Annotated in this window: 18 protein-coding genes and 1 pseudogene; 10 read left to right on the top strand and 9 right to left on the bottom strand. The window is 44.9% G+C overall.

Annotation, left to right across the window (positions count from 1 at the left end):
* Positions 1-243: 243 nt before the first annotated feature.
* Together JGK36_RS24960 and JGK36_RS24955 are read left to right on the top strand one after the other, a co-directional pair.
* Positions 244-427, top strand: a pseudogene (locus JGK36_RS24960) (ISKra4 family transposase); the annotation flags it as partial.
* A 374-nt stretch (positions 428-801) separates the two neighbouring features.
* On the top strand, positions 802-1,050 hold the full coding sequence (locus JGK36_RS24955) for a hypothetical protein (protein WP_293186386.1): 249 nt from the start codon (positions 802-804) through the stop codon (positions 1,048-1,050).
* A gap of 60 nt (positions 1,051-1,110) precedes the next feature.
* Here JGK36_RS24955 and fabG read toward each other — a convergent pair whose 3' ends face one another.
* The gene (gene fabG / locus JGK36_RS24950) at positions 1,111-1,875 is read right to left on the bottom strand and encodes a 3-oxoacyl-[acyl-carrier-protein] reductase (protein ID WP_293186385.1); all 765 of its coding nucleotides are present in this window, start codon (positions 1,873-1,875) and stop codon (positions 1,111-1,113) included.
* Between the two features lie 153 nt (positions 1,876-2,028).
* Between fabG and trxA the strand changes: the two genes are divergently transcribed.
* Positions 2,029-2,346, top strand: coding sequence for a thioredoxin (gene trxA / locus JGK36_RS24945; protein ID WP_293148879.1), 318 nt, complete (start codon positions 2,029-2,031; stop codon positions 2,344-2,346).
* Positions 2,347-2,433: 87 nt separating this feature from the next.
* Positions 2,434-3,024, top strand: coding sequence for a hypothetical protein (locus JGK36_RS24940; protein WP_293186384.1), 591 nt, complete (start codon positions 2,434-2,436; stop codon positions 3,022-3,024).
* Between the two features lie 215 nt (positions 3,025-3,239).
* Here JGK36_RS24940 and JGK36_RS24935 read toward each other — a convergent pair whose 3' ends face one another.
* Positions 3,240-5,627: an NACHT domain-containing NTPase gene (locus tag JGK36_RS24935; RefSeq protein WP_293186383.1), complete on the bottom strand. Its 2,388-nt coding sequence runs from the start codon at positions 5,625-5,627 to the stop codon at positions 3,240-3,242.
* 157 nt (positions 5,628-5,784) lie between these two features.
* Here JGK36_RS24935 and JGK36_RS24930 point away from each other — a divergent pair, with 157 nt between their 5' ends.
* A complete protein-coding gene (locus JGK36_RS24930; protein ID WP_293193830.1) occupies positions 5,785-5,988 on the top strand; it encodes a hypothetical protein in 204 nt (67 codons plus the stop codon).
* Positions 5,989-6,113: 125 nt separating this feature from the next.
* Here JGK36_RS24930 and prmA read toward each other — a convergent pair whose 3' ends face one another.
* Together prmA and serA are read right to left on the bottom strand one after the other, a co-directional pair.
* Positions 6,114-7,004 (bottom strand): 50S ribosomal protein L11 methyltransferase, encoded by an 891-nt coding sequence (prmA, locus tag JGK36_RS24925; RefSeq protein ID WP_293186381.1) that lies wholly within the window; start codon positions 7,002-7,004, stop codon positions 6,114-6,116.
* A 391-nt stretch (positions 7,005-7,395) separates the two neighbouring features.
* On the bottom strand, positions 7,396-8,979 hold the full coding sequence (serA, locus tag JGK36_RS24920; RefSeq protein WP_293186380.1) for a phosphoglycerate dehydrogenase: 1,584 nt from the start codon (positions 8,977-8,979) through the stop codon (positions 7,396-7,398).
* A gap of 284 nt (positions 8,980-9,263) precedes the next feature.
* Between serA and JGK36_RS24915 the strand changes: the two genes are divergently transcribed.
* From JGK36_RS24915 to JGK36_RS24900, 4 genes are all read left to right on the top strand, one after another.
* Positions 9,264-9,770 (top strand): hypothetical protein, encoded by a 507-nt coding sequence (locus tag JGK36_RS24915; protein WP_293186378.1) that lies wholly within the window; start codon positions 9,264-9,266, stop codon positions 9,768-9,770.
* A 263-nt stretch (positions 9,771-10,033) separates the two neighbouring features.
* Positions 10,034-10,624: a Uma2 family endonuclease gene (locus JGK36_RS24910; protein WP_293186376.1), complete on the top strand. Its 591-nt coding sequence runs from the start codon at positions 10,034-10,036 to the stop codon at positions 10,622-10,624.
* Between the two features lie 325 nt (positions 10,625-10,949).
* Positions 10,950-14,255, top strand: coding sequence for a DEAD/DEAH box helicase (locus tag JGK36_RS24905; protein WP_293186374.1), 3,306 nt, complete (start codon positions 10,950-10,952; stop codon positions 14,253-14,255).
* Between the two features lie 15 nt (positions 14,256-14,270).
* A complete protein-coding gene (locus JGK36_RS24900) occupies positions 14,271-15,101 on the top strand; it encodes an SWIM zinc finger family protein (RefSeq protein WP_293193640.1) in 831 nt (276 codons plus the stop codon).
* 258 nt (positions 15,102-15,359) lie between these two features.
* On the opposite strand, the gene JGK36_RS24895 is transcribed toward JGK36_RS24900, so the two are convergent.
* The gene (locus tag JGK36_RS24895) at positions 15,360-16,091 is read right to left on the bottom strand and encodes a PaeR7I family type II restriction endonuclease (RefSeq protein ID WP_293186371.1); all 732 of its coding nucleotides are present in this window, start codon (positions 16,089-16,091) and stop codon (positions 15,360-15,362) included.
* Positions 16,088-17,134, bottom strand: coding sequence for a site-specific DNA-methyltransferase (locus JGK36_RS24890; RefSeq protein ID WP_293186369.1), 1,047 nt, complete (start codon positions 17,132-17,134; stop codon positions 16,088-16,090). Before JGK36_RS24890 ends, JGK36_RS24895 begins: the two co-directional genes overlap by 4 nt.
* A gap of 372 nt (positions 17,135-17,506) precedes the next feature.
* Between JGK36_RS24890 and JGK36_RS24885 the strand changes: the two genes are divergently transcribed.
* Positions 17,507-19,210: a lipoxygenase family protein gene (locus tag JGK36_RS24885; RefSeq protein ID WP_293198374.1), complete on the top strand. Its 1,704-nt coding sequence runs from the start codon at positions 17,507-17,509 to the stop codon at positions 19,208-19,210.
* A 133-nt stretch (positions 19,211-19,343) separates the two neighbouring features.
* Here the strand turns inward: JGK36_RS24885 and JGK36_RS24880 are convergent, their stop codons facing one another.
* From JGK36_RS24880 to JGK36_RS24870, 3 genes are all read right to left on the bottom strand, one after another.
* Entirely contained in the window at positions 19,344-20,471 is a 1,128-nt protein-coding gene (locus JGK36_RS24880) for a fatty acid desaturase (RefSeq protein ID WP_293186365.1), read from the bottom strand.
* A gap of 774 nt (positions 20,472-21,245) precedes the next feature.
* Positions 21,246-22,511, bottom strand: coding sequence for a glutamate-5-semialdehyde dehydrogenase (locus JGK36_RS24875; RefSeq protein ID WP_293186363.1), 1,266 nt, complete (start codon positions 22,509-22,511; stop codon positions 21,246-21,248).
* A gap of 4 nt (positions 22,512-22,515) precedes the next feature.
* Positions 22,516-22,920 carry a hypothetical protein gene (locus JGK36_RS24870; RefSeq protein ID WP_293186361.1) on the bottom strand — a complete coding sequence of 135 codons (405 nt, stop codon included), beginning with the start codon at positions 22,918-22,920 and terminating at the stop codon, positions 22,516-22,518.
* Positions 22,921-23,542: the final 622 nt, after the last annotated feature.

Here is a 23,542-nt window from a genome sequence, read left to right as displayed (position 1 = left end):
ATTGCTATGATTAGACACACTACCAGTTGTGATGGTAGCCCACGATGCCGTTTTTCTTTGGCTTTGGCTTTGAGAATAGCTGCTTCTATTTCTGTTGATGGAACCGCTACCTCTATTGCTTTAAATATCTCGCTACTTTTTAGCTTGGGAGATTCTAATAATAATTTTTTGTACGGCACTATACTTGATTTACTTTTTTATACATCATACTTAGTGTACCACTTGTTCGACCTTAAGTAAACCGTATTGAATTATGAGCAATTATCATCAGACAAGATTTGTTCCATAGGCTCGGGAGCGGTGGAATCGGCTGTCAAACAAATAGATAGAAGGTTGAAAATTTCGGGAGCTCAATGGTTGAAAAAAATGTCATAACAAGATGCTAAAACTTCGTTGTGCTTACCTCAACGATCTCTTGGCTATTTGAGGCTTTTTCAAAACCGGGATGCTCCCAAGCATGACCGCAGTGAATATAAGATTATAACTAATAACTTATATGCGGTCATGCTTCGCCCTCTTCAAAAACCAGATGCACCCGAAAAAGCGACAATTTTACAGATCCGCACCTTACACATGAGACTAAAGTGTCTCACTCCGCGCAACAATTGTCGTGTAGCAAGAGTTTTTATAAATAATATTAGATAGAGTTGAGAATATAAGTATTGTTAGACTCAAGTATTCAACGGGATAGTTTGTATGGATAATCTCTCCGAGCTTCTCAAAAAAATCAAGAATAAACCTTCAGTCTATTTGGGCAAGGTGTCAATTAGTTGTCTTCAGGCTTTCTTGTCGGGATACAATGTGGCACAGTATCAGCTTGGCGTACCTCTAAAAGAAGAAAACGCTCTAGATGGCTTTCAAGAATGGATACAGAAAAAATTCAATATTGATTCATCTCAATCATGGGCGAATATAATTCTCTTTTTTTCTCAGGATGAGAAAGATGCTTTAAATAGTTTTTTTGAACTATTTGAAGAGTTTTGTCAAAGTAAGAAGGTTGTCGAATCGGGGAAGGTGCACCGACAAGCAACCTACAGAGATTTGAAATAAATTCATAACCGCAGACATCCGCGCTCATCCGCGTGCATCTGCGGTTAAAAATTCCCAAATCTAAGCCATCACCATGCCGCCATCGACATTAAAAACTTGCCCGGTAATATAAGCCGCCGCCGCATCCGCCGCCAAAAACTTCACCATCCCCGCAACTTCCTCAACTTCGCCGTATCTTCCCAGCGGAATGTACTTTAAAATCTCGTCAGATTTGACATCCTTTGTCATATCTGTGGTGATAAAACCCGGTGCAACTGCATTCACAGTAATCGCGCGACTTGCCAATTCTTTCGCCACAGTTTTAGTAAATCCAATGACTCCAGCTTTCGCCGCACTGTAATTAGCTTGTCCGGGATTTCCCATTTGGCCGGCAACCGAAGCAATATTAATAATTCGGCCGCTGCGCTGTTTCAACATGATTTTGCTGACAGCTTTTGTACACAAAAATACGCCGGTGAGATTCAAATCAATCACTGCTTGCCAATCTTCTAGCTTCATCCGCAGCAGCAAAGTATCGCGGGTGATGCCGGCATTGTTCACCAAAATGTCAATTCGTCCCCATTTTTCCATGACATTACTGATGAGTGCATCCACTTGGTCAGTTTTGGAGACATCTGCTGCAAGGGCCACAGCTTCTCCGCCCGCTGCAATAATTTCTGCTACCGCCTCATCAGCCGCAGCGCTTGAACTGGCATAGTTCACGGCGACTTTAGCGCCTTCTGCTGCGAATGCTAAAGCGCAAGCCCGCCCAATTCCCCGCGACGCACCGGTGACAACGGCAACTTGTCCCTGCAATCGCTGATATGTCTCTGGCAATAATTCCATAATTCTGTCCTCAAAATCTATGCTCACAGAATTCTGCCTTAAAATCGATCCAGAACCAAAAAAATTTATACTGACTTATTGAGTTCAGTTGTCACAATTCCCTACTCGTTAAGCCTTCGGGTATAATGGGCGTCCCTTTACCACATTTTTAAGATGGCAGTTCAAAAACAGTTCAACAGTTTTGAAGAGTTACTATCGAGCTCTGATTTGCCTGTACTGGTAGATTTTTATGCTACTTGGTGCGGGCCTTGTCAGATGATGGTGCCGATTTTGGAGCAGGTGAGCGGTCAGACGAAAGATAAGCTCATGGTTGTTAAGATTGATACGGATAAGTACGAGCAGTTGGCGTCGCAGTTTCACATTTATGCTTTGCCGACTTTGGTGCTGTTCAAAAATGGTGTTGAGGTCGATCGCATTGAGGGAGTATTGCAACCGGCGCAGTTGATCGATCGACTGCAACCTCATTTGTAACCACCGCCGATTATCTCACAGGCTTGGTGCGTCAGCCAATATCTGATACATTATCAACAAAATTGTCGTAGCTGACGCACCCTACCTATGAAAACTCCCAGTCACGCGATTATCAATCTAGCTATTCTGGGTAAACCGCAACAGCCGCAATTTAATCTGATTATTGCGATCGGCGGAATCTTACCCGATATCCCGATATTTTTATTTTACTTTTGGGCGAAGTACATTGCTCGCTTGCCGGAAGCTACAATTTGGTCAAAAGCATATTACGAGCCTGTTGTCCAGAATATTGTGGCTTTGTTTCATTCTATCCCCCTAGCTGCGATCGGCTGGGTAATTGCTTATTATTTTGGCTGGCAAAGCGTGCAAATTTTGTTTCTGAGCATGATTCTGCACTCTTTGGGAGATTTGCCAGTGCATAATGACGACGCTCACCGACACTTTTTCCCGTTCAGTAATTACCGTTTTATCAGCCCGCTTTCTTATTGGGATAGAAATCACTACGGCTCGATCGTTTCTTTTGTTGAAATGTTGCTAGTGTTGCTGTCATCCTATCATGTTTTTGGTTTGATTAACTCTTATGTTGGCAAGGGATTGTTGATTTTAGTTAATTGTTTTTATTTAATTGGATATGTGTTGTTTTACGTGCGGTCTATAATTAAAATTAGTTTTCTGTAGTGTGGAATTATATCCTGAAATTCAAAGGTTCTGCTGTACCTCATCAAGCGTGAGAAGCGCTAGAGATTTATAGTGCTATTTTATGAAGTCGATCTAATACAAACCGTTATTGCACTCGATCGAACGCGATATCAAATCCAGAAAGAGGCGATCTGGAATGTCTAGTTAGGGCTTGCTGAATAATCGATCGCAAACCAATACCAGGAGCGATCGATCTATTCTGATTCTTCGCGTTTGCGTTTTTCAATTTCTGCGATCGGCAACAATAAATTCTCCTCAATTTCTTCTCGCACACTACGGCTAACGTAGCAATCGCTATTGAGGCAATCTAGTAAAAAATTATTAGCATCATAGTATTCTTTAATCATTTCAATCTGCTGTTCGCTGAACTGCCAATCACAACCTAATCCACGATATTTAATCATTATTTTTCTTAGCTGCTCAGTCCAAGTCGATTGTACACTTGTCCAAATTTTCTGAAATTTTTGTTCGTTTTTTTTAGGATCTGGGAAATCAGGCAGATATTTTATAAGTGCTTCCATGTCATTTTTTAATGAATAGCTGAGCTGGTAGTGCTGAACTATATCATTTACAAGATCGGCGAGCGCATTTTTCGGTGAGAACCAACAGCAGTTACTAAAACTAAATAGTCGATATAATGCTACATCGAAGTCTAAACTAAAAATACCTTCCATTCCATCACGCGAAATTCTAAATTTATCCATTAAATCTATAGGTTCATCTTCATAAAAAATATGCAATCCGTAAACACATTCAAGACTAAAGTAAAAAACTCTGAGAGCAACAGGCTGATAAAAATCATCGTTGATTTTTAAAGATTTTAAATATACCCAATACAGAAAGTTTTGCAAGGCAATATCGACAGACATTATAGAATCGACTTTTCTCTTCATCAACAACAGAAATGTAGTTGATTCTGCAAGCATTTCAATAGTTAACAAAAAAACTTCACGCCAGCGAACTTCTGTCAAACGTTCTACTAATTTATTCAGTATTGGATCGTCTATTGATGAAAAATTGCATTGAGCAACAATATATTTTGCAGTAAAGTATTCATGGAACGTTAGGTGCGAGAAGGAATAGATGCTACGGGCGCGTTCCACAAATAAGCCATGCTGTGCCTCAATAGATTTTAGGACAACTTCACTGTCTAGATCGAGGGTTTGCTCATCAGTGCTAGCTCCGGGTAGGTTTTCAATGAATTCGCGGATTTGAAGCTCAATACCTTTTTGCTTGAAGAAGTAATTTCCAGCTTCAAAAGTACGATAGGCAATCTGGCTGAGTAAGTCTTCTTTGCGTTTCAGGGACAACTTTTTGTAGACTTCATCGCGATCGATATTGCGTTTGATGTCCCATTTTTTTAGCAACACATCTACCCCGTTTTGATAGAGTTCGGCACGGTTGGCGGGAAAATCACCAGAATCTTCAAACACTAAGCAAAGCAGAGTAAGCAGCAATGGATTGCTTGCCAGTTCGTAGATAGGTGAGTTTTCTATCAGTTTTTGGATAAAGCGATCTGCTTTGACTGCATCCTGTTTGCAGTGAAACCATTTTTTGGAGAAGTCGGCAATCTGAACATCATCAAAATCGGCAACTTCAACTTCTGTAAACTGTTGGAAAGTGTATTCGCGAGCAGCGATGCGGCAGGTGATAACAAAGGCATTGCGGGAGTAGTTATCGGCGAATTGCTGAATTTGGCGCAGGACTCGCTTAGCATCAGTTTCGCGCACTTCATCTAATCCATCCAGGAAGATTAGAGTGCGTCCGTTTTCTAAGATTTGTTGAGTGGGTGTTGGAGTTTGTAAGGATGAAAAATTTTTGATTTCTGCGGGAGACGAAATTAATGAATTAATGTATGATATCAAGTCTGGTTGTCCATCAGCTTCAGCAAAATCTTTGAGAGTGATGAAAATAGGAACGCGATGAACTTGGAGTACGCTGCCAATACATTGAATTGCCAAATGCTTGAGGAAAGTAGTTTTTCCTGCACCTGGTTTTCCAAGGATCATCAGTTTGTTGTGTTTTTCAATAGCTTTTAATCCCGGAACACGCTGCTCTTTAACAGATCCAAGGCTAAAGCGATCGAACTCTTGTGGTGAAACTTGTTGTGGTAGTTGAGAAAGCTGTAGTCGTTTGCGTCCAGTAATTTTTTCTAGAATGTTGACGTGGGTATAAATGTCGTTAAGTCCGATTGGTTGGTTCATGTCTAACACGCGCATCGTGCCACAACGTTCTTGAATGATTGGACGAATGCGCTGGCGCATCTCTTCCACCAACTCATCAATCCCACTTACATTGTTGCTGAAACATAAAGTTTCAGAAAAGTTTGATTTCTGATATTCATTCAGTAGGAAATCGTGCAGTTTTCGGAGTTTACCCGGTCCTTTACCACCTATGCTGAACTTTCTATACACTCCGTTCATCCGGGTTCCAAATGCGGATTCCGAGATAAACATAGTTTCTGCAATCTCTAAATTACTTTCCTTGCCACTAAAACGTGCAACGAAAGCTTCCTCTTGTTCAGGAGAGAGGTCATACTTCTTAGCTAGTTTGGCAAGAAACTCACGCGGGAATGACTGCATTGATTGAAATTAAAGCTTTACAGCTATTCTAGCCACTACTTTGCGATTCTTGGAGACAAGTCAGTCAAAGTCAGCCAAAGTCAGCCTAATGTTTGGATGAAATCTCTCAAATCCTCTTGGGACAGTGGGTTTATGCAATTCACAAGAGGTCTAAGCGATGTCTGGCAACAACAAAAAGAAATGGCTTAAGGTAATCGAGTTTGCTATGGTAGGCATTGCTACTTGGCTCAATCCCCATGCAGGATTTTTGCTCTTTCTGCTCCGGTTTTGCTTTCAAATCCTGGCAGCGTTACAGAAAGATGAGCAGAGTGAAACAGACACAAGCAAACTAACAAGCCTGCACTTGCGCGATCGCAAGTAATACTAAGGGGGAGCGATCGCGTGCAGGTCGCTTCCTCATATTTCACTTACATTAAAATAGAAAAAGACATTTCAGATCGATTCAAGCGATATCTCGATCTTTAACAATTTCCCAATTTCTAATTGTTAACTGCGCCGAATATTAAAACAGCACCAATCTTCGCGCTTCCACAGAGTAGCGACAATCCAACCGTGTTGTTCGAGAGTGTCTGCAATTGGTTTGGCTTGTTCGAGTAAAATGCCGCTGAGAACTGCCCAAGTTGTGGGCTTGCTAATGGCGGTGAACTGCGGGATTAAATCAATGATTACTTCGGCTAAAATATTGCACATCAAACCGTCGATCGGGCCGCCCGTCATTTCGATCAGCCGATCGATACTTCCGAGTTCTGCCACCAACTGCTGCGGGTTAACGCGGTTGAGTTGTCGGTTGCTGATGGTCGATCGCACTGCCAAAGGATCTGTATCCAGAGCATAAACCTTTGTGGCGCCCAGCAACACCGCGCCGATCGACAAAATACCCGATCCGCAGCCGATATCAGCAACTACACATTCTTTGTCGTCAAAACCGAGGCGCATTTCCAGCGACTCCAGACAGAGTTGAGTCGTAGCGTGAGCACCCGTACCGAAAGCAACACCGGGATCTAAACGCAAGATTACGCGATCGGTATCAGTCGGTGGGGGAAGCCAAGCCGGATTAATTAAAAAGCGATCGCCCACTTCTTGAGGCTGCCACTGCTGCTTCCAAGTGCTCCCCCAGTCTTCATCCTCTATCAAATCCCACTGCATCGCAGGTAAGGGCAAACCCGCACACAAAGCATCTTGCCGCAGCCACAAAGACAGGGCCGCCAAATCCAACAATCCCGCTTGTTCCTCGGGCAAATAAGCCGACATCAGGCAGGAATTGCTTTTAATCTGAGTGGCAGTTCCCCGACAGTTAAACCGTTCCAGGCGCCAAAAGATGATATCTTCCAGCGCCGGATCGCAAAGAATTCTAATTTCCCACCAGCTATGTGCCATGACTATTTTAGATTTTAGATTTTAGATTTTAGATTCGCCCGTCAGGAACTGGATACTGGGAACTGAAGAGTGAGAAATGACGATTGACTAATAGAAAAATTCCAACTTTTTTGCCAATTAACAATGACCAATCACTTATTACCAATTATTCAGTCCTTGCATCCAAAATCTAAACCCCCCAAATCCTTCAAAGAGTTAGCGTCTAACGATTTTAGATTTTAGATTTTAGATTTTAGATTGTGGGAACCTAAAATCTAAAATCCTTCAAATAGTTACCGTTTAACGATTTTAGATTTTAGATTGTGGGAACCTAAACTCCAAAATCTTTCAAAGAGTTACCGTTTAACGATTTTAGATTTTAGATTGGGGAACCTGAAAAATCTAAAATCCTTTAAAGATTCACCGTGTAAGCATCCCGAATCCCAGGAACTTTCATAATTTCAGCCAATATACCCTCTGGTAGAGGGTCATCAAGGCTCAAAACCATCACTGCATCGCCTCGCACGATTTTACGGCCTACTTGCATACTGGCAATATTGACATTAAAACTGCCCAATTGGGAACCAATTTTTCCAATAATCCCCGGCATATCGCGGTGCAAGGTAAACAGCATATGGTGCGTCGGGCAAACGTTGACTGGGAAATCGTCAACGCTGGTAATCCGAATTTCGCTTTCGCCGAGGACTGCACCCGTGACTGTGTGTTCGCCGAGAGTTCCCTTAGCACAGAGGCGTAGAGAGCCTGTGTAGTCGCGAATTGAGGCGTCTCTGGTTTCCACGACGCGAATTCCGCGTTCTTTGGCTTCAATGCTGGCGTTGACGTAGTTAACGCGCTCTCGCAGGGCTTGGGAGAGCAGGCCTTTGAGGGAGGCGACGACTACGGGCTGGCTTTGGTTGCTGGCCAATTCGCCTTGGAGTTGGACGTTGAGGTAATCGACTCGGCCTCCGGCTAGCTGGCTGACGAGGTTGCCGAGGGTTTCGGCGAGTTGCAGGTAGGGTTTGAGTTTTTCGATCGAGTCTGGGTAAATTCCTGGGATGTTAACAGCCGATCGCGCCGGCAGTCCCAACAGCACATCACGAATTTGTTCGGCAACGTCGATCGCCACATTCACCTGAGCTTCAGCCGTAGAAGCTCCCAAGTGAGGCGTCAGCACGATGTTTTGGCCGACATTTCGCAACGGAGAATCAGCTTCCAGCGGCTCATGTTCGTAAACATCGATCGCTGCACCGGCGATCTGGCCTGATTTGATAGCTTCTGCCAGGGCTGCTTCGTCGATGATGCCACCTCTGGCGCAATTAATGATCCGGGCCGTGGGCTTCATCTTTGACAGCACATCAGCGTTAATTAAGTGCAGAGTTTCCGGCGTTTTGGGGATGTGCAGGGTGATGTAGTCGGATTCGCGCATCAACAGTTCGAGCTCTACCAAGCGGCAGCCCAACTGTTCGGCTCTTTCAGTAGAGATGAAGGGATCGTAAGCGAGCAGTTTCATGCCCATTGCTTTGGCTGCGGTGGCGAGGTGGGAGCCGATTTTGCCCAAACCGACGATACCGAGGGTTTTTTTGTAAACTTCTACGCCGATAAAGCGGTTGCGCTCCCATTTACCGCTTTTTACAGAGGCGTTGGCTTCGGGGATGTGGCGGGACATCGAGAGCATCATGGCGATCGCGTGTTCGGCTGCTGCGATCGTGTTGCCTTCGGGGGAGTTGACGACTACAATTCCTTTGCGGGTAGCGGCGGGTACATCGACATTATCTACGCCAACGCCCGCTCTACCGATGATTTTTAGTAGATTTCCGGCTTCAATGATTTCTTTGGTAACTTGGGTGCCAGAACGGATCATTAAAGCATCGTAATCTGGAATAATTCGCACGAGCTCTTCGGCTGAGAGTCCTGTGTTTACGTCAACTTGTGCGACTTGGGAGAGGATGTCAATTCCGGCTTGGTCGATCGGATCGGATACTAGAACTTTAGGCATAGCAAGCAATTGAGTGCAATAGTAAAAATAGCCCTGTTGGCGAGCTCAAAGTTGAGACTTATGACTTAGAGCAGAATCTAACAGCTCAGCTCAAGCTTGCCTTTGTGCAGTTTGAATTGTATCCGTATTCGGTCAAGGTCGGTCATTTTTGCGTGAAATATTTTACCTTTGCGGGCGATCGTCCTGGGCGATCGTCTTAAAAACGCCCAATTGCTTAGCTAGCAAGTCTTTTCAGGCTATAATAAATTCCGGATATTGAAGCCTAACTATCAGGAATTATTTTGATGAATTATCTTATCGCCGTACTGCCCGATCGAATGCAAGCCGAAGCTGCCTATTGCGCCCTCGAAAAAGAAGGCTTACCCATGAAGCAAGTCAGCATTTTGGGACGCGGCTACAAAACTGCTGATGAATTTGGCTTAATCGATCCCAACCAGCAAGCAAAGAAACAAGCTAAACTCATGGCTGTTTGGCTGATACCGTTTGGCTTTATTGCCGGCGTTACCTTCAGCTTGATGACAGAGTTAAAGACTTTTGCATGGGCGGGCGAAATTGGCGATCACGCGATCGGCGGAGTGCTAGGTGCGATCGCGGCCGGAATGGGCAGCGTTTTTGTCGGCGGTGCGGGAGGAATGGCTTTTGGTAGCGGCGATGCTTTGCCCTATCGCAACCGTTTGAATGCGGGCAAATTTTTGATTGCAGTTAAAGGTACTGACGCTTTAACCGAGAAAGCTGCTGATGTTTTGCAGCAGTTTGAACCGGAAAATATGCAAGGTTATACAGAAAGTTAATTGTCATCTGCGTTCATCTGCGTTCATCTGCGGTTAAAACTTCCAAGTTAGTATTATGGCAACCGGTGCATCTGGGTTTGGCAAATATGTGTGTAGGGGCGAAGCATGACCGCAGAAAATAGGAGATTATAACTAATAACTTATATGCGGTCATGCTTCGCCCTCTTCAAAACCCAGATGCACCCTAGGTAAAAATCTAATATTGACTTGAATTCAAGTTTTTTACCAGAATATTTGACCTTACTTGATATTTGGAGAAACCGATGGAAGTTCCAACGATAGCCTTATCTTCTCCCCTAGAATTGACAATTGATCTAACTGACGAACAATTTTTTAATTTGTGTCAAGAAAACCGAGATTTGAGATTTGAGCGTACTTCTAGTGGAGGATTAATTATTATGTCGCCTACTGGTAGCGAGACTGGTAATCGCAACATTGACTTATCCTATCAACTTCAATCTTGGAGCCGTCAAAATAAACATTTGGGAATTGCGTTTGATTCTTCTAGCGGATTTAAACTGCCAGATGGTACTGATATTTCTCCCGATGCTGCTTGGATTCGGCGCGACAGATGGGATGCTTTAACTTCCGAAGAAAAAGAGAAATTTGCACCAATTTGTCCCGATTTTGTGGTGGAATTGCGATCGACTACCGATTCCCTAGAAAAATTGCGAGCTAAAATGAGATTGTACATGAAAAATGGAGCTCGTTTGGGCTGGTTGCTCGATCGCAAAAATCGGCAAGTAGAAATCTCCCGTCAAGGTAAAGAAGTAGAAATTTTAGATGCACCTCGAACTGTCTCAGGTGAAGATGTACTGCCCGGTTTTGTGTTGGATTTAACTGAGATTTTCTAGATGTGTAAGAAGACTCGGCGTTTGAAACCGCGTCTATACAAGCAAAACCTGCCGACGCAGGTTAAAGACGACTCGGCGGTTGAAACCGCGTCTATACAAGCAAAACCTGCCGACGCAGGTTAAAGACGACTCGGCGGTTGAAACCGCGTCTATACAGGCAAAACCTGCCGACGCAGGTTAAAGATAGCGCGGTAAAATTACGTTATTATCTTTAGTCCCTCTGAGCTCAGACATTGTTTGTATAAACCAGGTTTCAACCGTACTTCCTATTTTTTGACTAACTTATGATATGATACGATGCCAAAGGTTGCGTTTGGTATAACCTATGAAAATCCTCCACGGCACTTGGATTCCTCAAACAGAAGAGAGTTTTGTTCAAGCTGGAACGTTTTATATTTGGGTTGAAACCACTGAAATAAAAAAACAGCCTGCTAAGGTTCATCCCCGACAATTGGAGACGGCAGAGTTAACAGAGTTTCTAACGAAAGAAGCCGGGATTCAACTGCCACCAGTCAGCAATACAAGTGGGATGGGACTAGAATATGCGATCGCCCCTCGGTACTTTTTACTCCCCACTGCCAATAACCAGCCGTTACCATCTTTAGAGTTAGCGCGATATTTAGAGACAGAATTACCCGAAACATTTGAGTTGGAGTATTGGGAAGTCGATTGTGTGTCCATCGCCACCCACACTTTGACTAAAGTATTGAACGATTTGCATTTTTTTGCCCTCTACGATTTAGCAGAAGTTCAGTTTGGTTCAGATTTGCTGTTTTGGTATCACTACACCCAATTTTTTAAGCAAATTGTTCTGAAAGATCATTATATTCCAGCGTTGCGCTACCGAGAAACTGCTCCGATCGCGATCGCACCCATCGAAACATCGGAACCCGCTGAGAAAGCCACGCGCGGGCGCAAGAAAGCGGGTGAAACAAAAACAACCGCAAAGACTGCAAAAGCTCCAAAAACACCTGCCAAAATTGCACCCAGCTTTGAGATTTATCCGGGATGGGAAATTGTTTCAGCGCAGTACGAAACAGAGTTACAACGCTATGTTGAATGGATGCCTTTAGTTTGCGCGTCCGGTTTTCGGAAGATGCAGCTACAAGATACACCAAAGTTCTACGATCGCGAAACATTGCTGCGTAATTTTTCAGAATGTGCGATCGCCGAAATTGTCACTCAAACCCCCATCCCAGCATCGTTTGAGAATAAAATTGCCGATTCTTTACTGCAAATCTGCCTCAACCAAACACGAAAAATCGCGCGAGTCAGCCTTGAACAATACCGGCAATGGCAAACCTGGCGCGATCGCATTACGCGCAATCAATCTGCTGACTCATTCTCCCTCTGCTTTCAATTACAATCCCCCGAAAACCCCGAACAGCCTTGGGTTTTAGAGTTTCAGGTAGCCGCAAAAAAAGACCCCTCTCTGCGGGTGCCGTTGCAGGATTATTGGCGATCGCGATCGACTCAACAAAAACAGTTGCAAACACAATTCGGCGACAACTTTGAGCAACATTTGCTAACAAATCTCGGCTACGCTGCGCGGATTTATCCCCTACTTTGGCAGGGGCTAGAAACCGACAAACCCGCTCACATTTCCCTCAACGTAGACGATGCTTTTACCTTCCTCAGCGAGTCCGCTTGGGTATTAGAAGATGCCGGATATAAAGTCATTGTCCCCGCTTGGTGGACGCCGAAGGGACGACAACGGGCAAAGATTCGCCTGCAAGTCAAAGGGAAGGGCAGCAAAAGCGCTGCAATCAAGGGCAAGGGATTGTTTTCGGCAGATTCCTTGGTGGAATATCAGTATGAATTGGCGATCGGAGGCGAACGAGTTAGCGAACAAGAATGGCAGGCGTTAGTTAATAGTAAAACGCCGTTGGTACAGTTCCGAGGACAATGGATGGAACTGGACAAAGATAAAATGCAGGAGATGCTAAATTTTTGGCAAAAACATCGCGAAGAGAATCCCGATGTCAGCTTGATTGACTTTATGAAGTTGACGGCAGAAGGAGAAGCTAGTGAAGATTTGGAGGTGGAGCGCGATCGGGCTTTATCGGATATGTTGGAGAAGCTGCACGATAAGAGTAGGTTAGAGTTAATTGCAGATCCAGTAAGGTTTCAAGGCAAACTCCGGGATTATCAAAAGCGCGGTGTTTCTTGGTTGAGTTATTTGGAAAGTTTGGGATTAAATGGCTGTCTTGCCGACGATATGGGTTTGGGTAAATCGGCGCAGGTAATTGCTCGATTATTGCAAGAAAGAGAAGTTTTATCCACTAGCAAAGAGACGGAACAAGGAACGGAAAAGAAGACAAAAAAAGGGACAGAAAATCAGATTTTACCCACGCTGCTAATTGCGCCCACTTCCGTAGTCGGCAACTGGCAGAAGGAAATGGAAAAATTTGCTCCAGAATTGCGATCGCTGATTCACCACGGCCCTCAACGCTTGCAAGATGCCAAAGCATTTAAAGCCGCCGTCCAAGATTGTGATATGTTGATTACTTCCTTTACCTTGGCGCGCAAAGATGAGAAGCTGTTGAGCAGCGTAGCGTGGCATCGGCTGGTAATTGATGAAGCGCAGAATATTAAAAATCCGAAAGCGGCGCAAACCAAGGCGATTTTAAAGTTACCCGCTACCCATCGACTAGCATTGACTGGAACACCTGTAGAAAATCGCTTGTTAGATTTATGGTCAATTTTTAATTTTCTCAATCCCGGATATTTGGGAAAAGAGGCGCAGTTTCGGAAAATGTTTGAATTACCGATTCAAAAACATGGGAGTCGCACGCAATCAGCCGCGCTCAAAAAATTAGTAGAACCTTTTATCCTGCGCCGTCTGAAAACCGATAAGTCCATTATTCAGGATCTCCCCGACAAAGTTGAGCAAAAGCTCTACTGCAATCTCACCCGCGAGCAAGCTTCGCTTTATGAAGCCATTGTGAAAGAGGTAGAGCAAGAAATTGATGCGGCTGAAGGAATGAAGCGTAAGGGGATGATTTTGGCGACGCTGCTGAAGTTGAAGCAAATTTGCAATCATCCCCGCCAGTTTTTGCAGGATGAAAGTGAGTTTACACCAGAGCGATCGCACAAACTGGAACGGCTGATCGAGATGATTGAGGAAGTCAAAGCCGAAGGCGAAAGTTTATTGGTGTTTACGCAGTTTACCGAATTGGGAAGCGCTTTAGAAAAATACATCAAACACACGCTACATTACAACACTTATTACATCCACGGGGGAACGAGTCGCGAAAAACGGGAACGGATGATTTCAGAGTTTCAAGATCCAGAATCAGAACCTTCGGTATTTATTCTATCACTGAAGGCCGGCGGTGTGGGAATTACCCTGACAAAAGCCAATCATGTATTTCATTTCGATCGCTGGTGGAATCCGGCGGTGGAAGATCAGGCGACGGATCGGGCGTTTCGGATTGGACAGGAAAAAAATGTGTTTGTGCATAAGTTTGTGGCAATTGGCACTTTGGAAGAAAAGATTGACCAAATGATTGAGGACAAAAAGAAATTGGCAGGTTCAATTATTGGTGCTGATGAATCGTGGCTGACTGAGTTGGATAATGAGGCATTTAAAAAGTTAATTAGGCTCAATAAAAATGCAGTTTTAGATTAGGATAAAATCAAAAATATGTCACAATTTACTCGGACTTGGTGGGGTAATGAATTTATCAGCGCGTTGGAAAGATTTACCGATTCTGGGCGTCTCGGGCGGGGACGTTCCTATGCACGAAATGGTAAGGTAAAGAGCTTTAAAATGAATGATGGCTTAGTGATGGCAGAAGTCAGGGGTTCGGTTAATCCTTATTTTGGGGTTTATAAGGAGCCGCTGTACAAAACTAAAATTGAGTTTGAGCCGATTAGTCAGGAAAAGTGGAAATTGGCGATCGCCCAAATGGCATCAAAAGCCAGCTTCATTTCCCGCTTGCTGCTCAACGAAATGCCCGACAACATTGAAAAGGCTTTCTCACCCCTCGGATTGCACCTGTTACCCAGCAGCCGTGAGGACTTTAAAACCACTTGCTCTTGCCCAGACTATAGCAATCCCTGCAAACATATTGCCGGAGTCTATTATCTGGTGGCGGCCGAATTGGACAAAGATCCATTTTTGCTGTTTGAATTACGGGGGCTTTCTAAGGAAGTGCTGCACCGCGAATTGGCAAAAACGCCTTTGGGCTTGGCGCTTTCTGCCGAGTTGACGGCGGATGCAGCGGCCCCTGTGGCGGTGGATTCCTATTACACGCAGGCGATCGCCAATGAAGCGCAAACTGTCAGCCTGAGAGAGTTTTGGCACGGTGCGAAGCGGTTGCCGCAGACGATTGATGTGGGGGTGCAAAGTGGCGTAAGTGCGATCGTGGTGAAAAAGCAGGGAGATTTTCCGCCGTTTTGGCATAAAGATGGTTCATTTATTGAGGCGATGGAAGAGCTGTATATGCGGGTGAAAACGAAGAATAAATTGTAAAATTTGACAATGCGCGATTGCTGATTAACATCATGTCCGGTAGCGCAATAAACAAGGTTCGTAGTGCGGACTTCAGTCCGCTCTTAAAATGCGGACTGAAGTCCGCACTACCAACCATTTTTGTTAAGGTAATCGACCGGAAATGATATGAATTAACTTCTACAGAAAGACTCAAAGGCGCAAAAAATCTGTTTTCGGCAAAGACTAAAAAATGTATATTCATACTCAAGTTCAGTAATGCAAAATCTGTTAACTACTCTAGAGCGCGTGCCGAATAAGCTGCTGCAAAAAATTGGCAGCCGACAAGTCTGAACATCGCTCCGTATAGTTGGGATTTTGTGCAGCCTGTTCGCGATTTGTCACTAAAAAACAAGCAGCCGTGAAATGCCTTTCCCGCACCATCTTCTGACAAAAAAGTTCGTAGCGTTGAGCATAGCTTGCTCCTCTAAACTCCGGCAAAACCGCGAAATGCGGTTCGGCAACCTGCACCGATGCGCGCGAGGCCGGACTGTCTTCTAAAACAAACAGATATCCTAACCACGGTGGCGCAGGTGCTTCGCCAAACACTCCTTCCCGGTAAGCTGTCCAGATGTCGAGAGCCGCCCCCATTGCTTCTTCTGTGCGGTTGTTGAAGTTATTGCCAAAGCTGCCAACCTGACTTTTCAACTCGATGACTACCTTGAGTTGCCGCTTTTCTGGGTCTAAAACTAGAAAATCATACATCTTCGTCGGCCGAAAAAAGCCCGGTATGACAGTTAGGCTTTTCTTAACGTGGATGTGGTTTTGGGGAACACCCGCAGCCAGCAGGAAATTCGTCAGGGTGAGGATGAAACCGTCCATCTGTTTGCCTCCTGTCACCGCGCTACGATCGCCTCGATCTACTTTGCCTGCTAGCACCTGGGCTTGTGCTTGAGCAATTCGGGTATCCCAGAAGCCCTGCACCGCTTCCCGGAACACATCATTGGGGATGATGGGCGACTGTCCGGTCATTCGACAACCTCCGCCATCAATCCCTCATAGACTACGCGCAAGCCATAGGTTTCTTGCATCCGTTTCAGCGCCATTTGATGGTAATTTGGCTCAACATCTACCCCAATACTGTTGCGTCCCCAGTTGGCCGCGGCGACGCAAGTTGTGCCCGTCCCCATAAACGGGTCAAGTACCGTGTCCCCCGCAAACGAAAACATCCGCACCAGCCTTTCTGCTAGTTCCAAAGGATACGGGGCGGGGTGTTGCTTGGTGGAAGCGCCTTTGATATCCTGCCAAATTTGTTGAAACCACTGCCGGTGCAGAGTTTCCGGTATTACGGACAATACCCGTGCTGTCAGGCTGGGACTGCGGTAGCCACCCGGTTTGCGCTGCATTAGGATAAATTCGATGTCATTTTTGATGACACCTCCGGGCTCGTAGGGTTTACCGAGAAAACTGGTGCCATTTCCTGCTGATTCTAGGGAAGCATTGGCGATTTTGTACCAGATAATCGGTGCGAGGTTATCAAATCCCAGATGGCGGCAGTTTTCCTGAATGCTGGCGTGCAGGGGAAATACCATGTGTCTGCCAAAACGCCGGCGCGCAACACAGACATCGCCCACCACAATCACCAGCCGTCCGCCGGGGACTAAAACGCGCCATATTTGCTCCCATACTCGATCGAGCTCTTGCAAAAACTGTTCGTAGTCTGCTATTTCCCCAAGCTGGTTTGGGTTTTTAAGATATTCTTTTAAATTCCAGTACGGGGGTGATGTGACTACCAGATGCACGCTTTCATCGGGAATATGTGTCAAGTTTCGGCTATCGCCCTGTAGCAGGGAATGGAAAGATGGCAACCCCTGCACCCGATGTTGAATTTCCTGGATCAACGCTGCATTTTTGCTAATAGCAGGAATGGCGCGCTGTTCGTCTGCTGCTAGTAATGTCGCTGCTTCCTCGGGTACAAGGGTTTTATCCTGTAGCGCTTGTTTCAACGGTTCGGCTAATTCGTGAGACAGAAACCGCGTTGAAATATTAACCTTGCTTAAACTCGAAGACTTCATACATTTGGTCGAACAATCATGTTCATCATATCAGCTTTAGCAGCAATAAAAATTATCATATCCTGAAGAAAAACCAAACCTACTGTTGCAGAGATTATTTGAATTAGGATAACTTTCGCTTTGGTCTATGGATTTGAGTGCGGGATGAAGCTTGACTGAGCATCCCAAAATCCCCGTGCTTGGAAATCGGCGACTGGTACCAGCAACATAAGTCGAAACTGTCCGGATCGCCATTACCTATCTGCGAACTATGATTGTATCAAGGTCTCTTAGACCGTCACAAAACTTAGTTCATCCCATCCTCGTTTTATGGTAATTTTTACCTATATGTTACTAAAAAACAAGGGTAAAATTTGATAAATGGTGAAAATCATGAAACCTTCCCTTCCCCAAGACGATGCGAATAAACAAAAGCGCAGCGATTTCTTAAGTCGCGAGCAACAAGCTTACCAGTTTGACTATAACAGTTTATCACCTTTGGCATTATTGAAAACCGTGCCAGCGAATGAGAATTTTTCAAGCGATTATATTGGAGAACGCATAATAGCAACCTCTGAACTTGCTGTAAATATGTTGGCAGTCCGGGCGAGATCTTTTCTAGATCCTCTCGACGAACTCCAAGATTATGAAGACTTCTTTCCCGTACTGCGGTTGCCTCAAGTTGCCAAGGCTTACCAAACCGATCGCTCTTTTGCCGAACAGCGGTTGTCTGGGGCAAATCCGATGGTACTTCGTCTCTTAAGTGCCACCGATCCTCGGGCAGAAATCATCACAAAACTGGACAGCAAGCAGCCATTATTGGAACTCCCCAAACTGTTACGGGAAAAAAGTATTTACATTGCCGACTACACAGGTACAGATCCAAACTATCGCGCACCTTCTCGAATTCAGGGAGGCACCTACGAAAAGGGCAGGAAATACTTGCCGAAACCTCGTGCTTTCTTCGCTTGGCGGTGGACTGGAGTGCGCGATCGCGGTGAACTGGTACCCATTGCGATCCAACTAGACCCCAAACCGGGCAGCCGTGTCTACACGCCGTCTGATCCGCCACTCAATTGGTTATTTGCCAAACTCTGCGTGCAAGTAGCAGATGCCAATCACCACGAAATGAGTTCGCATTTAGGTCGAACCCATCTAGTTATGGAACCAATTGCGATCGTCACAGCGCGACAGTTAGCTGAAAATCATCCCCTCAGCTTATTGCTCAAACCCCACTTTCGCTTCATGTTGACCAACAACAATCTCGCACGCAACCAGTTGATCGCCCCTGGAGGTCCCGTCGATGAGTTGCTGGCAGGAACCTTGCCAGAGACAATAGAGATAGGTAGAGAAGCCTGCACTAACTGGAGTCTGGATCAATTTGCCTTCCCAACCGAACTCAAAAATCGCGGAATGGACAACACAACTCAACTACCTCACTACCCTTACCGAGATGATGGATTGCTGCTGTGGAACGCGATTAAAACCTTTGTCTCCGGCTATCTCAAATACTTTTACCCGACAAAGCAGAAACTTACCGATGATACCGAACTGCAACGCTGGGCCCAAGAATTATCATCGGAGAAAGGGGGTAAAGTCAAAGGAATGCCACAGCGCATTGAGGATGTTGAACAATTGATTGATATTGTCACAACAGTGATTTTTACCTGCGGGCCGCAGCATTCTGCTGTGAATTATACCCAGCATCAATACATGAGTTTTGCTGCCAATATGCCTTTGGCTGCCTACCGCGATATTCCGGCGATTAACAAGTCAGAGACTCCCGAAGTAATTACGGAAATGAAAATTTTACAGTTGCTTCCGCCCTACAAAAAAACTGCCGAACAACTGCAAATTTTGTTTACTCTGTCAGCTTATAAATACGATCGTTTGGGTTATTATGATAAATCTTTCCGAGAACTCTATCGTGCCACCTTCGACGAAGTTTTTGAAGGTACTCCGATCCAACAGTTAGTCAGACAGTTCCAGCAAGATTTGAATGTGGCAGAACAGAAGATAGATCTGAACAATAAAAAGCGATTAGTGCCATATATTGCTCTCAAACCTTCTTTAGTGATCAATAGCATCAGTATCTAATACCTAATTCGCGTGAAAAACCGCTGCTAAAATTCAGTAATTTTTCACTATAAGCTCAATTTTCCGACATCATATAACTATCTAAAATCCGTAGGTGTGCACTGCATACCTACGGATTTTTGACATCGTTAAATTAGCGCTTATATTCTTCGATAATACTGCTATTTACCGACATTTTTCCCAACGAATCAGTGAAGGTGACTTCATCTTTATAATGCCGGGGCGTTTCCATCAGCAACCGCCAAGCTTCCCCAGCATCGATTAAATTCATTCGATTGGGATAGTGAACGTTTAACAACTCTTGCACCATCGGGTAATAGTTGGAGTTAATGCTAGGGAAAATGTGGTGTTCTGTATGGTAAGAGAAATTTAAGTGCAGCAGGTCAAATATTTTAGGAACCCGCAGGGAAGTAGTATTGATCAGCGGGTCATTAATGTTGGTCATCCGGCAACCCATGTGGTTGGTATAGATGTAAAACATTGTGCCTGCGTGACCCAGTGCGATCGGCAAAATGTAGGCAAGAGCAACTTTAATCGGGTTAAAGTCTAGGTAAAACAAGATCCCTAGATGGATTCCCAAGATTCCGAGAGATTCCAAGGCGATCGTCAATCGATCTTTCGGACTAACGGTAAACGCAGCGGGCACGTAATCCACAGATTTATCGTTGAATAACAATACCGATGACACGTTGCGGAAATTGTGCACCAACCACGATCCAGCCATGCCTACAATGAACCACAGGGGACTGACTTCCACCGACGGTACAAATAGATTTTGAATCCATTTTCCCCAAGTATCCGGTTGCTGGAACAGGTAATTGCGATCGGGGTCTGCTAAGGAATTGGTGGTACTATGGTGTACGAGGTTGTGCAGCGATTTCCACTGAGTAGGTGGCATCAATAGCATACTTAGGCCTAAAAAGGCGATCGAATAAGTCAGCCGGGATTTTTTCTGAACGCTGCCGTGCATCAGATCGTGGGAGCTAAATAGCAAAACTATGATACTATTGCCCATAATCGCAGCCAAAGGCAAGTAAAGCCCTAAAAGGTAGACAGGCCAGCGATCGAGGTAGTCAGCAATTCCCCATCCCAGCAATAAAATTCCCAGATTGATTAACAGGATTGTTAATTTGCTAGGATCTGGTTCAAAAGCATTTGGTGGCAGCAGCGGACGCAATTTTTTAACATAAGCCGATTGGTGAATTAGCGTTTCGCGATCGACAGTCTCGTCTAAAGAAATGAGCATTTTTTCTGAATTCATTGTTTGCTAATCACACCAAAATGTTAGTCAGATTGTTTTTTTGACATTTATTAGTATATCATATTTGCCGATAAATTGGTTTCATTAAATCATTTTGTGATGATGTTTATATGTGCGATATAGACAATTTTAAAATCATATTTGGTGTAAAAAACTGCCCAATATCTCCGCTTCGCTTCGGCCAATGCCCATGAGTACCTCATATTTATGAGAAAGGCTATATACCAATACGGTTTACTGATATAGCGCCCTGGGGTAAAATCCTCTGAAAAATAGATACGGAGATTGCTTTCATAAAAGATCGCAAAAGCTAACGTTCCTATCTTCGGACAATCTTAAGTAAACCGTATTGGGCTATATATACTTAAATTAATACCTATTTAAAAAAATATTGATATCAATTATTATTGATTGTCGATAAATTATCTGTCATTTGCATAACTCCGGCTGGAAACCATACTGTGCCCTTGGCATAAAGATGAGATGCTCTAATTTCGGTAGTAGCAATATTTTGTATATAGCGGATCAAGCGAAAGATGGGTACGTTGTTGGGAAGAAGGCCCTATACGTTTAAGCGGTTATGTAAGCTATAGCGGATCAAGCGAAAGATTCGCGGACGTTGTTGGGAAGAAGGCCCTCTTAATTTCAGTGGTTATATAACCTGTCAGTCATACCTCACCTTTTTGAGAAAGGCTATATCATTCATACCTCATCTTTTTGATAACGGCTATAATTGGTATAAATTCAACAGGAAAACTGCCAAAGATAACTCAGTTAAAATTCTCCGTTACCTTGAACAATTTCTTTAATTGTTGTCAGCGTATCTAGCCCTATCAATCCCCGACGATAGCCTTTTTGGTTGGACATTCCCAGAAAAATTGCATCTCCCCGATTTTGATAGCGCCAAAACCGAGGGGAGGCATTAATAAAAGTTGAGGCGCTGTTCACATCCAGAGCAAATTGGCGGCTTTCTAAATAAGATTCAGTGGCGATGGCGTCAGCGTGGCCGCTGCTGTAGCGGTTAATCCAGCCGATCGCAATTTCCAAACTATCAACAACTTTAAACGCGATGGTTTTGTTTAAATACGGTTGAGTCCACTCGTAGGGTTCCGCCAGCTTCAAGTCTGGGAAATCTGCGACAAGATCCGCATCTGCGGTAATTTGAAAGCCTTTTTCTTTTAAACTGTTCCACAGCCTGACTAAGGAAGAATGCTTTTGGTTGCGATCGATCAATACTTTCTCGATCGCGTTTACCGGATCGGGCACACTTTGATGGCTGTCCAAAATCATCCACCTTGCCATCTCCAAGCTACCAGTCGGCGACCAATAAAGGTAACAATTGCCCATTGCCGATCGCAACACCGGTGCTGTACAAAGCCTCACCACTTGCTGTACCAAACTCGGCCTGCCGTAGGGAATAATTAAATTGAGATATTGGTCTTGAGTGACCAAATCGCGGATCGAAGCGCCCCGATCCGGTGGCAATACCTGCAAACATCCTGACGGCAAACCGACCTCATCGATCGCCGAAACCAAAGCTTCTCCAATTACAGCATTAGTTTGCCAGCTTTCGCTGCCACCTTTGAGAATCAAGCTGTTAGCGCTTTTGAGACACAAACCGGCCGCGATCGCCCCCAACTCGGGAAACGCCTCGTAAATGAGCGCGATCGCCCCCAGCGGCAACGATTGACAGTACACCTGACAGCGATCGACTTGATAAGAAGCATTGATCACCCTGCCAATTGGATCTGGCATTTCCCCCAAGCGTTGCAAAATTTGGACAGTTGTCTTGATCCGTTCCGGCGTCAGCTTCAGCCAGTCCACAATCAAGTCGGGAATCGCCATGTCGCGACTCGCTTCTAAATCCAGAGTATTGGCTTCTAAAATGTCATTTTGTCGGCGTTTGAGTGCGATCGCCATTGCCTGCAAAGCGGCAGCGCGATCCGTACTTTTGGTTGCCGCCAATTCCAAAGAAGCCTGATAAGCGCGGCGGGCGACATTGGCCCCCTCTGATGAATGACTAAAATCCTCTATTATCATTTAACTAACGCCTGTAAGCCAGCCATACCATTAGCGCCGGCAGCATTGCTAACAGCACAGCGACCATTGCCCACAGAATAATATTCGGGCCCGGAGAGTGCAGCGCCAGGGGCAACCAAATCAATAGCGGCACCAAAATCATCCCCAGGGCCAGCGGCAAGTAGTGCGCCTTCAAACCCGGATGTGCCCTGTGCCACTGGTGCCCCGTCCACCGCCAAGCCTGCTTGTAAGGATAGTTCGTTGATAGTTGCTCGATGACGTGTCCGTTTTCCTCCAATACAAATATTTGCTGACAGCGGTTGCAGCCAAAGGCTTCTGTCAGCGTTATGGGTACGAGACGGCCGCGGCGCCGGCAAGGGCACGGGTACTCATCGTTTAAGTCAATTTTGGGAGCTTTTTGAGATGGCACGAGCGATCGGATAAAAAAAGCGTTTTTGCAAAAATAATCGTTAACATATCCATTTAATCAAACTTTTGATACTCCCGAACCCGAGTCATAGACGGGGATTCTTGAATAGTCCAAAGTCGGGCTTGTCTTCGGCGTTATCAAGCCACCGCTACTAACTCAGTTTGAATTTCTTCAAACATTCCGTATACTTTTGTTTTTTTTTATTTCGTCCTGCCATCACTAGCCAACAGGTACGGTAGGCTCAACATCCTGCCATTATTCGCAATGAGAGCTGTTTCGGATATGGGCCGAATATGCCCGTTGCAGGGATTGCTCCCAACTCAGGATGTTTCAACACGCAGGTGGTTATTCTTACTCGATATTTTTGATGATAACATCAACTTTTGATTAACTCTGTAAAAAATACCTAAAGAAATCTTCAAGACGGTTGAAACCGCTATCGAATTTCCCCATACCTAAAGTCAGGAGCTTGAGTCTCGCTTCCCGGTCAATTCTCCCCAGTCGAGGCTTTTAACTGCCTGTTCCTGACGGTGTTACGCTGCACAACCCTGGACAAACAGGGCATACGCGATAGCAATACTCTCACTATTGATAGAGAGAGCAAAGGAGCCGTCCCTCAAAG

Origin of the sequence: Microcoleus sp. PH2017_35_SFW_U_B (assembly GCF_020737865.1) — a bacterium.
Classification (GTDB): domain Bacteria; phylum Cyanobacteriota; class Cyanobacteriia; order Cyanobacteriales; family Microcoleaceae; genus Microcoleus.
This window is presented reverse-complemented; position numbering and strand designations above follow the sequence as displayed.

Excerpts from the sequence above, each read along its gene's own strand:
- fabG (WP_293186385.1), bottom strand. The coding sequence starts at position 1,875 with ATGGAATTATTGCCAGAGACATATCAGCGATTGCAGGGACAAGTTGCC.
- trxA (WP_293148879.1), top strand. The coding sequence starts at position 2,029 with ATGGCAGTTCAAAAACAGTTCAACAGTTTTGAAGAGTTACTATCGAGC.
- JGK36_RS24940 (WP_293186384.1), top strand. The coding sequence starts at position 2,434 with ATGAAAACTCCCAGTCACGCGATTATCAATCTAGCTATTCTGGGTAAA.
- JGK36_RS24935 (WP_293186383.1), bottom strand. The coding sequence starts at position 5,627 with ATGCAGTCATTCCCGCGTGAGTTTCTTGCCAAACTAGCTAAGAAGTAT.
- JGK36_RS24930 (WP_293193830.1), top strand. The coding sequence starts at position 5,785 with ATGTCTGGCAACAACAAAAAGAAATGGCTTAAGGTAATCGAGTTTGCT.
- prmA (WP_293186381.1), bottom strand. The coding sequence starts at position 7,004 with ATGGCACATAGCTGGTGGGAAATTAGAATTCTTTGCGATCCGGCGCTG.
- serA (WP_293186380.1), bottom strand. The coding sequence starts at position 8,979 with ATGCCTAAAGTTCTAGTATCCGATCCGATCGACCAAGCCGGAATTGAC.
- JGK36_RS24915 (WP_293186378.1), top strand. The coding sequence starts at position 9,264 with ATGAATTATCTTATCGCCGTACTGCCCGATCGAATGCAAGCCGAAGCT.
- JGK36_RS24910 (WP_293186376.1), top strand. The coding sequence starts at position 10,034 with ATGGAAGTTCCAACGATAGCCTTATCTTCTCCCCTAGAATTGACAATT.
- JGK36_RS24905 (WP_293186374.1), top strand. The coding sequence starts at position 10,950 with ATGAAAATCCTCCACGGCACTTGGATTCCTCAAACAGAAGAGAGTTTT.
- JGK36_RS24900 (WP_293193640.1), top strand. The coding sequence starts at position 14,271 with ATGTCACAATTTACTCGGACTTGGTGGGGTAATGAATTTATCAGCGCG.
- JGK36_RS24895 (WP_293186371.1), bottom strand. The coding sequence starts at position 16,091 with ATGACCGGACAGTCGCCCATCATCCCCAATGATGTGTTCCGGGAAGCG.
- JGK36_RS24890 (WP_293186369.1), bottom strand. The coding sequence starts at position 17,134 with ATGAAGTCTTCGAGTTTAAGCAAGGTTAATATTTCAACGCGGTTTCTG.
- JGK36_RS24885 (WP_293198374.1), top strand. The coding sequence starts at position 17,507 with ATGAAACCTTCCCTTCCCCAAGACGATGCGAATAAACAAAAGCGCAGC.
- JGK36_RS24880 (WP_293186365.1), bottom strand. The coding sequence starts at position 20,471 with ATGAATTCAGAAAAAATGCTCATTTCTTTAGACGAGACTGTCGATCGC.
- JGK36_RS24875 (WP_293186363.1), bottom strand. The coding sequence starts at position 22,511 with ATGATAATAGAGGATTTTAGTCATTCATCAGAGGGGGCCAATGTCGCC.